The 13722-nt window shown below is 54.1% G+C and carries 14 protein-coding genes; 5 read left to right on the top strand and 9 right to left on the bottom strand.

Annotation, left to right across the window (positions count from 1 at the left end; all coding sequences use genetic code 11):
- Positions 1–1684, bottom strand: a 1684-nt coding sequence (locus ENTMO_RS24210) for an alpha,alpha-trehalase (protein ID WP_010432772.1), incomplete at its 3' end; no start/stop codon positions are given.
- Between the two features lie 366 nt (positions 1685–2050).
- Here ENTMO_RS24210 and ENTMO_RS0115445 point away from each other — a divergent pair.
- Together ENTMO_RS0115445 and ENTMO_RS0115450 are read left to right on the top strand one after the other, a co-directional pair.
- Positions 2051–3409, top strand: coding sequence for a glycoside-pentoside-hexuronide (GPH):cation symporter (locus ENTMO_RS0115445; protein ID WP_010432774.1), 1359 nt, complete (start codon positions 2051–2053; stop codon positions 3407–3409).
- Positions 3410–3503: 94 nt separating this feature from the next.
- Positions 3504–4883 (top strand): carbohydrate porin, encoded by a 1380-nt coding sequence (locus ENTMO_RS0115450; RefSeq protein WP_010432778.1) that lies wholly within the window; start codon positions 3504–3506, stop codon positions 4881–4883.
- Positions 4884–4896: 13 nt separating this feature from the next.
- Here the strand turns inward: ENTMO_RS0115450 and ENTMO_RS0115455 are convergent, their stop codons facing one another.
- The gene (locus ENTMO_RS0115455) at positions 4897–5853 is read right to left on the bottom strand and encodes an AraC family transcriptional regulator (protein ID WP_010432781.1); all 957 of its coding nucleotides are present in this window, start codon (positions 5851–5853) and stop codon (positions 4897–4899) included.
- A 115-nt stretch (positions 5854–5968) separates the two neighbouring features.
- Between ENTMO_RS0115455 and ENTMO_RS0115460 the strand changes: the two genes are divergently transcribed.
- The gene (locus ENTMO_RS0115460; protein ID WP_010432784.1) at positions 5969–7156 is read left to right on the top strand and encodes an MFS transporter; all 1188 of its coding nucleotides are present in this window, start codon (positions 5969–5971) and stop codon (positions 7154–7156) included.
- Between the two features lie 36 nt (positions 7157–7192).
- Here ENTMO_RS0115460 and ENTMO_RS0115465 read toward each other — a convergent pair whose 3' ends face one another.
- The 6 genes from ENTMO_RS0115465 to ENTMO_RS0115485 form a co-directional block, all read right to left on the bottom strand.
- A complete protein-coding gene (locus ENTMO_RS0115465) occupies positions 7193–7684 on the bottom strand; it encodes an Hcp family type VI secretion system effector (protein WP_029485127.1) in 492 nt (163 codons plus the stop codon).
- A gap of 4 nt (positions 7685–7688) precedes the next feature.
- On the bottom strand, positions 7689–7880 hold the full coding sequence (locus tag ENTMO_RS0115470; RefSeq protein WP_237702331.1) for a hypothetical protein: 192 nt from the start codon (positions 7878–7880) through the stop codon (positions 7689–7691).
- A 26-nt stretch (positions 7881–7906) separates the two neighbouring features.
- Positions 7907–8185: a hypothetical protein gene (locus ENTMO_RS26660; protein ID WP_052302292.1), complete on the bottom strand. Its 279-nt coding sequence runs from the start codon at positions 8183–8185 to the stop codon at positions 7907–7909.
- A 49-nt stretch (positions 8186–8234) separates the two neighbouring features.
- Positions 8235–8612, bottom strand: a complete 378-nt coding sequence (locus ENTMO_RS26665) for a hypothetical protein (protein WP_237702332.1) — start codon at positions 8610–8612, stop codon at positions 8235–8237.
- 279 nt (positions 8613–8891) lie between these two features.
- Positions 8892–9902, bottom strand: coding sequence for a type I glyceraldehyde-3-phosphate dehydrogenase (gap, locus tag ENTMO_RS0115480; RefSeq protein WP_010432793.1), 1011 nt, complete (start codon positions 9900–9902; stop codon positions 8892–8894).
- A 78-nt stretch (positions 9903–9980) separates the two neighbouring features.
- On the bottom strand, positions 9981–10961 hold the full coding sequence (locus tag ENTMO_RS0115485) for a GlxA family transcriptional regulator (RefSeq protein WP_010432796.1): 981 nt from the start codon (positions 10959–10961) through the stop codon (positions 9981–9983).
- Positions 10962–11117: 156 nt separating this feature from the next.
- Here ENTMO_RS0115485 and ENTMO_RS0115490 point away from each other — a divergent pair, with 156 nt between their 5' ends.
- Together ENTMO_RS0115490 and ENTMO_RS0115495 are read left to right on the top strand one after the other, a co-directional pair.
- Positions 11118–12074 (top strand): fatty acid desaturase, encoded by a 957-nt coding sequence (locus ENTMO_RS0115490; protein WP_010432799.1) that lies wholly within the window; start codon positions 11118–11120, stop codon positions 12072–12074.
- Positions 12067–12825, top strand: coding sequence for a phosphate/phosphite/phosphonate ABC transporter substrate-binding protein (locus ENTMO_RS0115495; protein WP_010432802.1), 759 nt, complete (start codon positions 12067–12069; stop codon positions 12823–12825). Before ENTMO_RS0115490 ends, ENTMO_RS0115495 begins: the two co-directional genes overlap by 8 nt.
- Here the strand turns inward: ENTMO_RS0115495 and ENTMO_RS0115500 are convergent.
- Entirely contained in the window at positions 12804–13700 is an 897-nt protein-coding gene (locus ENTMO_RS0115500) for a LysR family transcriptional regulator (RefSeq protein ID WP_010432805.1), read from the bottom strand. The genes ENTMO_RS0115495 and ENTMO_RS0115500 overlap by 22 nt on opposite strands.
- Positions 13701–13722: the final 22 nt, after the last annotated feature.

A 13722-nucleotide genomic window follows, 5' to 3' on the forward strand; every position in this document is an offset into this window, starting at 1 on the left:
ACTGCGCCGCGCTTTTCGCTGGCGCGGCGTCATCATTTGCCGCAGGCTGATTCTCCGGTACGCTGTCGCAGGGTTTCTCTTTCGGACAAACCAGGTCCAGCATCTTGAGCGTCACGCCGTTGCTCCAGCCAAATCCATCCTGCAACGGATATTCACCGCCGCCCCCGCCGGTGCCGGTAGACGAGACATCATACTTCTCCACCAGCTTCTTCTCGCGGTCGTAGGTGTGTTGAACGTTTTTCAGGAAGCGCCAGGTCACGTCCATCGCCACTTTTTCCTGGCCATAGTTCTGCAATCCTTCCGCTGCGACCCACTGCAGCGGTGCCCAGCCGTTTGGCGCATCCCACTGCTGGCCGCTGTTGATAGTGGTGGTCGTAATGCCGCCCGGCTTCAGCAGGCGTGAAGCGGTAGCTGCAGCCACTTTATCCGCGCGGTCCTGTGCCGCAGCCTTCACGTAAAGCGGGAACAGGGCGGCGGCGGTAAGCTGATTACGCACCTTTTTACTCTTGAGATCATAATCCGCGTACCAGCCCTCTTTTTCATTCCACAGATGGCTCTCAATAGCTTTTTGCCGCGAGGCGGCCAGTGCTTCATATTTGCTCGCACCAGCGGTATCACCATCCTCCTGGCTTGCCCGTGCCAGCAGCGTCTCCATCTTGAACATCAGGGCGTTCAGGTCCACTGGCACAATGCTGGTGGTGCGGATGGTGCCAAGCTTTTGCGGATCGTCCATCCAACGGGAGCTAAAGTCCCAGCCTGACGCGGCTGCCGAGCGCAGATCGCGGTAAATTTCCGTCGCCGGGCGGTTAGGGTTGTTTTTAGCGGTATTTACATCATCGAGCCAGGATTCAGGACGCGGGGTATCGCGGTCATCCCAGTAGCGGTTAAGGATTGTCCCGTCATCCAGTTTCACCACGCGTTTGTTGGCCTGGCCCGGCTGCAGGCCATCGACGCCCTCCATCCAGTAGGCATACTCTTTTTCCATCTGCGGACGATATTTTTTCAACGCATCTTTATCATGCGTCGCCAGCAGTTCGACCATCAGGGAGAAGAACGGTGGCTGCGAACGGCTCAGGTAATAGCTGCGGTTGCCGTTAGGGATGTGGCCGAAGGTGTCAATTTCATAGGCGAAGTTGTCCACCATATCGCTGATTTTATCCCAGTGGCCGCTTTCGGCCAGGCCCAGCATGGTGAAATAGCTATCCCAGTAATACACCTCGCGGAAACGTCCCCCGGGCACGACGTAGGATTTCGGCAAGGGCAGGAGTGAATCCCATTTACTGCTGGCTTTGTCCGTTGTGCGGGTCAACACGGGCCACAGCCCATCAATGTGCTCGCGAAGGCTTTGTCCGGCGGGGGGAACGTATTTTTCGCCTTCACCCGGAAGCGTGAAATTCACGTCAACGAAATGGCGTAAATCAAAGCCCGACTGCTTACGCTGCATGCGATAGTCGGCGAGGATGGTCAGCGGATCGCTTTTGGGGACCGCATCGGCAAAGGTTTTTTGATCGGGAAACAGTTTGGCACTCTGCACATCGCTGAAGAGGGGGCCGAGCAAAATATCGGGCGGGTTCGTTTGGCCAGATGCCATCTCTTCAGCGCTGGCCGCGGCGGTAAGCGAGAGCAACGCACCGCCCAGAACAAGAGGTAAGAGGCGAGGGCGCAACTTTTGAGGTGTTATCATAGGGTCTTCTCCTTATTTCGCTGAGCAGCGGTCACGCTGTCATCAATCTTCAGAAAACAGTAGACGAATATTCCGCGCTTCGCGTGTCGAACGTCGCATTTTGTACAAATCAAGACGATTTACCGTTGTGTTTAATGCCCTGCTGGTGTGGTGAAATATTGATATTGTGAATATTCAACGGTGCTGGGAAATTAATTGCGGCCCGTGACGCAGAATTTGCGCGGCGAATTTTCTGTTTTAATTACCACGATCACATAAAGCAAAAAACATAAGCTCCTGGTGAAAAAACATAATAGATAGCATTGATGCTCTCAGGCGACATTATCGCTACAGCAGAAACCGGTTTCATCAATAAGGAGTGAATCAATGTCAGTCGCGGAAAAAATACCGGCCAAAGAGAAAATAGGCTATAGCCTGGGAGATGCAGCAAGTCATATTGTATTTGACTCATCGGTTGCCATTCTGGCGTATTACTATACCGATATTTATGGCTTACCGCCGGCCATAATGGGCACCATGTTTCTTCTGGTGCGTTTATTAGATGCGATTACCGACCCGGTGATGGGGGCGATAGCCGATGCAACGTCGACGCGCTGGGGTCGCTTCCGTCCCTGGCTGCTGGCGATATGCGTTCCCTTTGCGGTCAGCTGCGTCCTGGTCTATTCCATTCCGAATTTTACCGAAACCGGAAAAATTTATTATGCCGTCGGGGCATATATATTTATGACCCTGATGTATACCGCCATAAATATTCCATATTGCTCTCTGGGCGCTGCGCTAACGTCCGATCCGCGTGAAAATCTCTCCTTGCAGTCCTGGCGCTTTGCCATCACGCCGATTGGCGGGGCGCTCGGAACGGCCCTTATTTTACCCCTGGCGGACTACCTCTTCCCGGGCGACAGGGCGACCGGCATACAGGTGGCGATGGCGCTCTTTGGCGCGATCGGCTGCCTGATGTTCATCGTCTGTTTTGCCACCACAAAAGAGCGCGTGCAGCCCATCAAAGAGGAGAATCTTAACATCGCCCGTGACGTTAAAATTCTCTTCCGTAACGATCAGTGGCGCATTCTCTCTATCTATAACTTCATGATGCTGGTGGCGGTGGTGATCCGCGGCGGCGCGGTGGTCTATTACGTGAATACCGTGCTCAATAAAGGGGCTGACGTCATCTCGTACTTTATGCTGGGCGGGATGCTGGCCTCTATGTTTGGCTCCGTACTGGCTCAGCCGTTCGGTACCCGTTTTTGCAAGGTCAAACTCTCATTCTGGATCAATATTCTGAATGCGGCGTTAGGCGTAGCCTGCTTCTGGCTGCCGCTGGAGTTCTGGGTCATTCCGTTGATTGCCCATGTCCTGATTCAGATTGTCCAGGGCGGCAATGGCGCGCTGCAGTGGTCCATGATTACCGACGCAAATAATTATGGTGAATGGAAAACCCAGCGCCGTATTACAGGTATGAATGTTGCGGCCAATATATTTGTGATTAAATTAGGTGTTGCGGTCGGCGGTGCCATTCTGGGTTGGGTTCTCGCCGGGTTTAATTACGAGTCAAACAGTACCGTACAATCGGAATCCGCCGTTCAGGGCGTCATTCTTCTGTTCACGCTGATCCCGTCACTGTTTTATTTACTCACCGCGTTCTCGATTAAGTTTTATAAATTAAACGAAAACATCATGAATGGCGTAGTGAATGATTTAAATAAAGGCGAATTCGCTAATTCTTAATGGTTGATGTAGTAAGCCGATAATTCATATGAATTATCGGTGAGGTTCTTTGTGTCCGTCAGGAAATAATGATTAACTCACGAGGATGGAGTCGATGAAAGTAAAAACCCTTGCACTCATTGTCAGTGCGTTTTGTACTACCGGAGCAATGGCAGCAAAAGATACCCAACGTCTGGAAGATAAACTGGCGCAACTGGAGGCGCGCCTCGAAAAGGCGGAAACGCGGGCGGCAAAGGCGGAAGCGCAAATTCAGGATCTCAAGCAACAGCAGCAAACCGTGGCGGCCGCGAATCCGGTTGTGGTTGAATCCACGGAGCCTTCCACAGCGCAAACGGCACCCAAACTGTCGTTATCCGGCTACGGGGATATTAAGTTCTACGGCGACGTTGAATTTAATATGGACGCGGCCAGCAAGAGCGGCAGTTTAACCTCCATGAAAACGTCAGCCAATAAAGACTGGGCGCCCGGCAGCCATGAACGTTGGGATATTAACGGTCGCCTGCTGCTGGGATTCGATGGATATAAGCGGATGGAGAACGCCAATTTCGCCGGCTTTTCGGTGCAGCCGCTGGCTGACCTGACGGGTAAAATGAACCTGGATGATGCGGTGTTCTTCTTCGGTACGGAAAACGACTGGAAGGTGAAAGTCGGTCGCTTTGAAGCTTATGACATGTTCCCGCTGAATCAGGACACCTTCGTCGAATATTCCGGCAACACGGCCAACGATCTGTATAGCGATGGCTACGGCTACATCTACATGATGAAAGAGGGGCGCGGTCGTAGCGACAGCGGCGGTAACTTCCTCATGAGTAAAACCCTGGGTAACTGGTATGTTGAGGTTAACACCCTGCTGGAAGATGGCAGCTCGCTGTTTGTTGACCAGCAGTATCACGGCGTAGATCTGGATAACGATAAAAACGTTGCTTACGTCCGTCCGGTCATTGCCTGGCAGGATGGCAACTTCTCGACGGCCATCGCGATGGAGAGCAACCTCGTCAACAACGCCTATGGCTACCGCGACGCATCAGGACAATGGATAGACCAGTCAGACCGTACGGGATATGGCTTCACCATGACCTGGAACGGGCAAAAAACGGATCCGGATGACGGTATCGTGGCGAACCTGAACACCGCCTACATGGATGCCACCGATGAGAAAGACTTCACCGCGGGCGTGAATGCCTTATGGCGTAATGTTGAACTGGGCTATATCTATGCACATAACCAGATCGACAATTTCAACACTGCAAACTTCGACGCTGACTGCGACGGCGACTGCTGGGTGACCGATCCCGGTGACTATGATATTCACACCATTCATGCTTCATACCTGTTCCCAAACGTGATGAAGATGAAGAATTTCAATATTTACCTGGGCGCGTATGCCTCATGGGTGGAAGCGCATCCGAATGACGGCGACGACCGAAATGACGATCGTTACGGCGGACGCGTGCGCTTCAAATATTACTTCTGATGCCAGACGCCGGTCAGACCTCGTCAAGGGTCTGGCTGGCTTCCCGCAGCGTTCCCGGCGCCTGGCCGATAATGCGCTTAAAGGCACGGCTAAACGCCGCCAGCGACCCATACCCCAGACGCAGGGCGACCGTTTCGATGGGCTGATTTTCATGACGAATATACTGAATAGCGAGCCGCATTCGCAGTTCGCTGAGATATTTGGCTGGGGTCGTGCCGGTCGCGGAAAGAAAGCGTTCGGCAAACACGGAGCGGGAGGTGCCCGCTTCTTTGGCCAGATCCGCCACGCTCCAGTTCAGGCCGGGCTGCTGGTGCATGGCGTATATCGCTCTGCTGAGGCGGGGATCGCGCAGCACCTGCACCCAGCCCGTGGCTTTGCCGCATCCGGCTTCGACCCAGCCCCGCACGATTAAGGCCGCGACAACGTCTGCCAGACGCGCCAGGATCCCCGCAAAGCCCACCTGACGGGTCATGGATTCTCGCTCCATGGCCGCCAGCAACGGGTGGATCTCGGGCCAGGTGGACATCAGCCTGCTCACCATCATCACTTCCGGCATGGCCTTGATCAGCGGCTGCATTCCGCCCAGTTCAAAATCCATGCATCCGCTAAAGATAATCGTGTTCTCGCCGTCCGGGCAGGGCTCACAGGCAATCGCGCAGACCGAACTGCAGATAGGCTCGCTTGGGAAGGCATTCACCGGGGTAAGGGGAGCCTGCGCGTCAGAGAGCAGGGCATGGGAATTGCCGTTTGGGATGAAGAGCGCGTCGCCACCGCTCAGCTCGAACGTTGCGCCACTCTCCATACGCAGCAGCGCGCTGCCATGGCTGACAAAATGAAACTGCGCCTTACCGGGCGCCTGATGGAACGCCACACCAAATGGCGCGCTGGCTTCAATTCGCCGATATTTCACCCCAGAAAGGCGCATGCCGCGTAAAAGCTCGCTGATCAAATCGGGTGACTGAACGGTCATCGCACAACTCCGGACGAATAATCAATAAGTGAAGATTATATGTCATAGATCGTCCATGGGGAACACTCTATGCTTTTGCGATATTAGTCACATTTTGATAACGGGAGATCAACAGATGAGTTCATGTGTCGCGGCGAGCGAGGCGGTAGCGCCTGCAAAACCCGCCTGGCGAGCGGTCTATTCACTGGGGCTGGGCGTATTTGGTTTGATCACGGCGGAGTTTCTGCCCGCCAGTTTGCTCACGCCAATGGCTGCCAGTCTCGGCGTAACCGAAGGGATGGCCGGGCAGGCCGTCACGGCAACGGCGCTGGTGGCGCTGGTCACCGGTTTGCTGATTACGCCAGCCACCAAAAGTATCGACCGCCGCTGGGTGTTGATGTTCTTTTCGGTGCTGCAAATCATCTCCAGCCTGCTGGTGGCCTTTGCGCCAACCCTGCACGTTTTGCTGATGGGGCGCTTGCTGCTGGGCGTTGCTATCGGGGGATTCTGGGCGATGTCGACCGCGACGGCGATGCGGCTGGTACCTGCCGATAAGGTGCCGAAAGCGCTGGCGGTGATTTTCTCCAGCGTGTCCATTGCAACGGTTGTCGCGGCGCCGCTGGGAAGTTATCTGGGCAGCCTGATTGGCTGGCGTAACGTCTTTGTTCTCTGCATAGTGCCGAGCGTGGCGGCTCTGCTGTGGCAGGTCTGGGTCCTGCCGTCGATGAAGCCGGAGAGCAGCGGCAGCCTGGGAACCCTGTTCCGGGTGCTGCGTCGTCCGGGGATGATCGGCGGGATGCTGGCAACCATTCTGATCTTCAGCGGCCATTTTGCTTTCTTTACCTATCTGCGCCCGTTCCTGGAGACCGTCGGTCAGGCAAGCGTAGAGACGATTTCGCTGATCCTGCTTGGCTTTGGTATCGCTAACTTTGTCGGCACCTCCATTGCCGGACATCTGCTGGCACGAAATCTGCGCCTGACGCTGGCGCTGGTGCCGTTCGCCATGGGGGTACTGGCGCTGATGATGGTCGCGTTTGGTCATCTGGCGATGCTGGACGGTTTACTGGTTGCGCTTTGGGGCTTTGCTTTTGGCCTGGTACCGGTGGGCTGGTCAACCTGGCTGGCAACCACCGTCCCTGATGAAGCCGAAAGTGCAGGCGGTTTGCTGGTGGCCTCTATTCAGCTGGCGATAAGCGCAGGCGCGGCGGGTGGCGGGGCAGTATTCGACCTCAACGGTGCCAGCGGCGTGTTTGCGGGCAGCGGTTTCCTGCTGGTGACGGCAATGGTGATTGTGTTTATGGCCGTGAAGGTTAAGGCGGAGTGATCTTTTTCCCTCTCCTGCGGGAGAGGGAATGTATAGCTATCCATTATTCCAGGCAGTCGCTCTTTCATTCCAGGTGTCTTTAAACATGATGTTCCCATCGCAATATTTCCACTCAATCGATTCATAGCGGAGTTCGACTTCTTCCATATGAGCACTCGCGATACCTAGCGGGTACAATAAAGGTGAGATCCCTGTTATCTTGACGTTTTCCAGAATGATGTTGAAGTATTCACGCTCGATCCCGGCGTCATTAATTTTATACATTTTGATTAATGCCGTTTTGAGTGTTTTTCCTGTACAGACGGCACGAAACAGATAGGGGGTGATGCGATCTATTTCTTTTTCAAAGGTAATGGGGACATGGAGTCGTGTCACTGTCAGTTTTCCCGTGTTGGAATCGGTGGGGATCCACACAGAGTGGTTAAACGATTTTAGTTCGGTAGAGCCCAATCTTGTAGGCATTAAACACTCCCCTGTAATCGGGGCGTTATTTTCATCTGTAAGCCATATATGTGCTGGTGTAGACATTTATTTACCCTTTGTTTTTGTAGCGAAATGCAATGAAGTAAACAACTAATACAATAATCCCAACAATCCGTAGTGCAATTTCGTCATCTTCTATAAAACTCACTGCGACAGCACCTAGAATGACAGCGAATATTCCAGTGCCATACCAAAAAAAATCATCCATAATATCTTTTAAAAAACTTTTTAAAAATTTCATCAAAAATTCATTTATAGATCCCCACATTATTGCATCATTTTATTTAGCGCATCAGCAATTTCACCATCGGATGCAGTGTTTAAGTTAAGATAACCGGTCTTCATTATCACGGGTTCAATAAGAAAATACATCATTTCCAGCTTTTCAACATACAGCGCATGGTAAAACAACGGTTGGAATTTTTTAAGTGTATTTGCACTGTCTGCCGCATGCTGGACTATAGCGTAAAGGTTTAATACGCTAATTACACCGCCGGTGCTCCAACCAATCTTTTTCACAAATGCACTTTGTACGGCCGCGTTCATGTTATTACCATAACAGATGTATGACGTGACGGCATAAATCAAGCCATTCTTAGATACCTGCTTTACTGAGTAGTTTGTTGTAAATGGGCTTGAGTCCTTCAAGAATGCTTTTTCTTTGGCTATTGGATTTATTCTGAAGCATCGTTTCAATATAAATCCTAATCATTCTAAAAATTACATCTCTGTGCTTAACGAGTTGTGCTACTCCTGCTAAGAACCTTAAATCTTCATTACCTAATCGTTTACATACATCCTGGTAATTATCCGTAAAGCAAGAAGTATAATAGAGCAATCGTGTTGTAGCATCGCCAAGATTATTTAAATATTCAATAGCACCGTCCCTCACCCCAGCTACGGCGCGATCAAGCCTTAATGCAAGTTCTTTATCGGACCCTATTTTTTCGATAATCGATTTACTGTAATACATAGCCTGTCCCTGTTGTGTACAGAGTTTATCATGGGCTATGTTGTCGCCTGGGGACAGCGATCACACTCTCATTTTTAAAAGTAAAATAAAGAATATCCACTAACCTATTTTCTAAGCTAATGGGTGCTTTTTTATAATTGATGTGATGAATTAGCAGAGTTGAATAGACTTAGGATTATCTTAATTTAGCAATTCTGAGAGGCGTGAAGAGATATATCGAATAATTACATAATGTGTAGGCCGGGTAAGCGCAAGCGCCACCCGGCATCAAGCTAAGGCTTACAGCCCTTTCTTATCCATCAGCACCGCCAGATCCACCAGGCGGTTTGAGAATCCCCACTCGTTGTCATACCACGCCAGAATTTTGACCATGTTGCCGCCAATCACCAGCGTCGAAAGCCCGTCGATAATCGAGGAGCGCGGGTCACCCTGGTAATCGCTGGACACCAGCGGTTCGTCGCTGTAGCCCAGGATCCCTTTCAGTGGTCCGCTAGCCGCGGCTTGACGGAACGCGTCATTCACCTCGTCGGCGGTCACGTTACGGCTCAGCGCTACCGTCAAATCCACAATTGACACCACCGGAACCGGGACGCGTAAAGAATACCCGGTCAGCTTACCGTCCAGAGAAGGGATCACTTTGCCCAACGCCTTCGCCGCGCCGCTGGAGTAAGGCACAATCGACAGAGCCGCCGCACGTGCACCGCGCAGATCTTTCTCCGGCTGGTCGTGCAGCGCCTGGCTGTTGGTATAAGCATGCGTGGTGTTCATCAGGCCGTGCTCAATACCAAACTGCTGATGCAGAACCTGCGCTGCCGGAGCCAGTCCGTTAGTGGTGCAGCTCCCGTTACTCACGACAGCGTGCAGGGTCGGGTCGTACAGCTCGTGGTTTACACCCATCACAATCGTCAGGTCATCGTTTTTGCCCGGTGCAGAGATGATGACGCGCTTAGCGCCACCGTGGGTGATATGTACCGCCGCCTTTTCGCGTTCGGTGAAGAAACCAGTGGCTTCAATCACCACGTCCACCCCGACCTCGCGCCACGGGATGTTTGCCGGATCGCGTTCTCTGAAGACGGCGATCCGCTGTCCATCCACCTGTAACCCGCCGTCAGCCGCCTCAACGGGTGCCTGCAGCGTGCCGAGAAGGGAATCATATTTGAGCAGATGGGCGAGGGTCTGGCTGTCCGTCAGATCGTTAATGGCCACAATCTGAAGATCCGGGTTACCCAGCGCCGCGCGCAGGAAATTACGTCCGATACGGCCGAAACCGTTAATACCGACCTTAACCATGATGCACTCCTTATCTCTGTTGTCTGGAGTCACTGTAGGCGTCAGGCTGAATGGCGTAAATGACAAAAAAAGATCACATTACGCCATCTTGCGGCAGTGGAAGCGCTGGCGATATTCCGTTGGGGTGAGATGAAGCTGTTTCTCGAAAACACGACGCAGGTTGATGCTGGTGCCAAACCCGCTTTGCTCAGCAATCAGCTCCAGCGGATCGCTGGTTTGCTCAAGCAACTGCCGGGCGGCGGCAAGACGCGCTTCCATCACGTAGCGGGCCGGAGAGACCCCTGCATCCCGCGTGAATACGCGGGTGAAATTACGGGGACTCATCGCCGCTCTTTCCGCCAGGCGCTCAACGCAGAGATCGGCGGTCAGGCTTTGCAGGACCCACCTTTGCAGTTCGCTAATCGGCCCCTGGGTACCGGACTGCTGCAAATTATAACGGCTAAACTGCAGCTGCCCGCCCGGACGGCGTAGGTACATCACCATATCCTGCGCTACGTCGCGGGCGAGAGAGAAACCGTAATCGTCTTCAACCAGCGCCAGCGTCAGGTCGAAGCCGGAACTGACCCCGCCGGAGGTCCAGATGGGCCCATCCTGAACGTAGATCGGGCCGCCTTCCACCCTGATGGCCGGATAAGCGGCTTGCATCGTCTCCAGCAGACGCCAGTGTGTGGTTGCCCGCCGTCCGTCAAGCAAACCGCTCTGCGCAAGCAGCATCGCGCCGCCGCAGATGGAGGCAATACGACGCGCATGGGGCGCAGCGAGATGCAGCCAGTCCACCACGGCGGTGCTCTCCAGTTCATTCATGCCGCGGCCGGTAATGATGATGGTATCGAGTGGTTCACGCGGGTCCAGTTCAGGCAGACGATAATCTGCCAGCAGGTTTAATCCGGATTGACCGTGGATCACCTGATGGGGCTGCGTGGTGGCGATGATGATTCTGTAACACGGGTGAGACAGACCTTCCGGGTGCAGTCGGTTGGCCTGCATCAGAATGTCGGCGATACCGGCGGCTTCAAACAGCATGCCGCCGTCGGGAACAATAATCAGGATCTTTTTCATGTCCTGAAAAGTAGCTTTATTACAAAATAAGTCAACAGGTAGAGAGCGCATAAACGCCATTTCTGGCAAAGCAAAGCGATTTAAGTTCTTTGTTATTTCAGCCGTTTTCACGGATCGTCAGGACACAGAATGACAGGCGGAACGGCATCGGAAGGAATGAGTCACTATTTACACCCGCAACAGCGAGAACATATTCACCAGCTTGCCACGCGGTTTCTGTGGCGAAGCGAGCTTCCCACCTGGCTGTTAATTATCGCTATCTATACCGGCTGGTTTACCACCCTGACGTACTGGCAGACGCTCGGTTTACTGCCTGCCCCGGTGCTGCTGATCTGGTTTACCGCGTGGTATATGTCGCTTCAGCATGAGCTGATCCACGGCCATCCGACACGCTTTCCCCGGTTAAATCAGCTTTTTGGTACGCTGCCGCTGGCGGTCTGGTATCCCTATGGCCTGTACCGCGACTCGCATCTGGCCCATCACCGCAACGATCATCTCACGGTACCGGTGGACGATCCGGAATCCTACTATTTTACCGAACAGACCTGGGCGCGTTTTACACCCTGGCAGAAGCGCATTATTCATGTGCGTAATACTTTTCTGGGGCGGCTGTTACTGGCTCCGCTGCTGGATATCGTTCAGACGCTGGGAAGTGGCGTGGCGGCGTTTCGTCAGCTGCACCTGCGGGCGATGTTGATGTGGCTGATGCATGGCGTGCTATTGGCGGGGTTGTTTGTCTGGATGCGCCATATTGATTTTTCACCGGTCTGGTTTGTGCTGGCGGTGAGCTATCCCGCGCTGGCGCTCACCAAAGTGCGCTCTTTCCTCGAGCACCGCGCTGCAGACGATCCTCTCGCGCGATCGGTAATTAACGAAGCCGGGATCTTCTGGCAGGTGTTGTTCCTGAATCTCAACTACCATTCAGTGCATCACGATCTGCCAGGCGTGCCCTGGTATGGTCTGAAGGCGCTCTACCAGCAAAACCGGGCGGTGTATCAGCAGCGGAATCACGGTTTTGTGGTCAAGGGATACGGCCAGTGGCTGCGACAGTTTTGGGATAAGGCCGTGGATGTCACGGTTCATCCGGGGATAAAGCGAGAAGAGCATGAGTAACCTGCTGGCGTTTCCGATGTATGCCGTCAATCGGGCTGATACCGACGCGCTGTGGCGAGCTGTGCACGCTTTGCTGCTGGCACGCGGTGTGCCGGTGGGCGATCTTGTGCCGGGCATCCCGGAAGAGGACTTACTGACGCACTGGCAGCAGCCTGGACTCATCCTGAGCCAGACCTGCGGTTATCCGCTGGTCACACAGTTGCCGGACGTGCAGGTCGTCGGCTGTTTTCATTATGCGGCGCCGGGCTGCGAAGGGATCGCTTACCGCAGCCTGCTGGTGGTGCGGGAAGAAGATAAACACCTGCGCGTTGACGATTTCCGTGGGCGGCGGGTGGTGTGTAATGCGCCGGATTCCCAGTCCGGCTACAACACGCTGCGAAGACGAGTGGCACCTGATACGGTCAATGACTATTTTTCACGGGTGATTTTCAGCGGCAGCCATCGCCAGTCGCTGCTTGATGTAAAAGGCGGGGTGGGGGATATTGCGGCCATCGACTGCGTAACCTGGGCTCTGCTGCAGCGCCATGAGCCGGAACGGCTTGCGGGGCTGGCGGTCATTGAGCGTACCCCTCTCACGCCAGGACTGCCGCTGATCACCTCGCAAAACACCTCGCCTGAAACCCTTAACGCTATTCGCGATGCGCTGTGCGAGCTGGTAAATGCGCCGGAACACCGGGGTGTTTGCGACGCGGTGCTCATCGGCGGTTTTAGCGTGGTGACGCGCCAGGCCTACGCTTCATTGACTGCGTGATAAATTTCCCGTGCATCGGTAAAACAGCGTAGCGCCAGCGAGGAGACGGGTTTCTGTCGGCGCATAATCAGGCCGACAGGCGCCTCAATATTCGCTTCGGCGATGGGGACAATCCTGAAATTGTTGTTCAGTGCCTCCAGCCCGTTGTTCAGCGGCATCACGGCACAGCACACGCCGCTCTGAACCGCCTGAATGATCTGGAACGTCGAGTCACTCTCGAAAACGGCCGTCGGATCCAGGCCTGCAGCGTTAAAGCTGGCCTCCATATGCGCCCGGTAGTGCATCCCTTTGGTCAGGAACCCCAGCGGAAATTCCGTCAGGTCGTGCCAGGTCAGCGTTGCCTGGCCGGGCTGGAAATGGCGAATGTCGTGCAGCAGGCCCATCTTCGTTTTTGGCAGTTGGATAATGTCAAACAGGCTGGTGTCGATGCTGTTGAGATAGCAAATTCCCAGCTCAAGCTGATTGCGGCTGACCCCGTCGGCAATCTGCGCAGAGGACATGGAATAGAGGCTGTAGGTCAGCTCCGGATATTTTTGCGTCAGCAGGCGAATAAAGATCATCGGATCCACGCTCGCCAGCGGTACCATCCCAAGCCGTAATTCACCCACCACCTGGCCTTTGCACAGCGCGGCTTCCGCCTGCAGCCCGTCGTGCGCGGCCAGCAGTGCGCGGGCCCACGCGAGGATGCGTTCACCCTCCGGCGTAAACCCTTCAAAGCGCTGCCCGCGTACAATCAGCCCCAGCCCCAGCTCCTCTTCCAGGCTGCGGATGCGCATGGAGAGGGTCGGCTGGGTAACGTTGCACTGCGAGGCCGCTTTACCAAAGTGCCGGGTCTCGTCGAGTGCGATTAAGTATTTTAACTGTTTAATATCCATCGTTTTCTCTGCGCGAACGGCC

The organism is Enterobacter mori LMG 25706, from assembly GCF_000211415.1.
GTDB lineage: Bacteria > Pseudomonadota > Gammaproteobacteria > Enterobacterales > Enterobacteriaceae > Enterobacter > Enterobacter mori.

What these genes read in the sequence shown, in the direction of transcription:
- ENTMO_RS0115450 (WP_010432778.1), top strand. Translation starts at nt 3,504, where the DNA reads ATGAAAGTAAAAACCCTTGCACTCATTGTCAGTGCGTTTTGTACTACC.
- ENTMO_RS0115500 (WP_010432805.1), bottom strand. Translation starts at nt 13,700, where the DNA reads ATGGATATTAAACAGTTAAAATACTTAATCGCACTCGACGAGACCCGG.
- ENTMO_RS0115465 (WP_029485127.1), bottom strand. Translation starts at nt 7,684, where the DNA reads ATGTCTACACCAGCACATATATGGCTTACAGATGAAAATAACGCCCCG.
- ENTMO_RS0115445 (WP_010432774.1), top strand. Translation starts at nt 2,051, where the DNA reads ATGTCAGTCGCGGAAAAAATACCGGCCAAAGAGAAAATAGGCTATAGC.
- gap (WP_010432793.1), bottom strand. Translation starts at nt 9,902, where the DNA reads ATGGTTAAGGTCGGTATTAACGGTTTCGGCCGTATCGGACGTAATTTC.
- ENTMO_RS26660 (WP_052302292.1), bottom strand. Translation starts at nt 8,185, where the DNA reads ATGAACGCGGCCGTACAAAGTGCATTTGTGAAAAAGATTGGTTGGAGC.
- ENTMO_RS0115460 (WP_010432784.1), top strand. Translation starts at nt 5,969, where the DNA reads ATGAGTTCATGTGTCGCGGCGAGCGAGGCGGTAGCGCCTGCAAAACCC.
- ENTMO_RS0115470 (WP_237702331.1), bottom strand. Translation starts at nt 7,880, where the DNA reads ATGAAATTTTTAAAAAGTTTTTTAAAAGATATTATGGATGATTTTTTT.
- ENTMO_RS0115455 (WP_010432781.1), bottom strand. Translation starts at nt 5,853, where the DNA reads ATGACCGTTCAGTCACCCGATTTGATCAGCGAGCTTTTACGCGGCATG.
- ENTMO_RS0115495 (WP_010432802.1), top strand. Translation starts at nt 12,067, where the DNA reads ATGAGTAACCTGCTGGCGTTTCCGATGTATGCCGTCAATCGGGCTGAT.
- ENTMO_RS0115490 (WP_010432799.1), top strand. Translation starts at nt 11,118, where the DNA reads ATGAGTCACTATTTACACCCGCAACAGCGAGAACATATTCACCAGCTT.
- ENTMO_RS26665 (WP_237702332.1), bottom strand. Translation starts at nt 8,612, where the DNA reads ATGTATTACAGTAAATCGATTATCGAAAAAATAGGGTCCGATAAAGAA.
- ENTMO_RS0115485 (WP_010432796.1), bottom strand. Translation starts at nt 10,961, where the DNA reads ATGAAAAAGATCCTGATTATTGTTCCCGACGGCGGCATGCTGTTTGAA.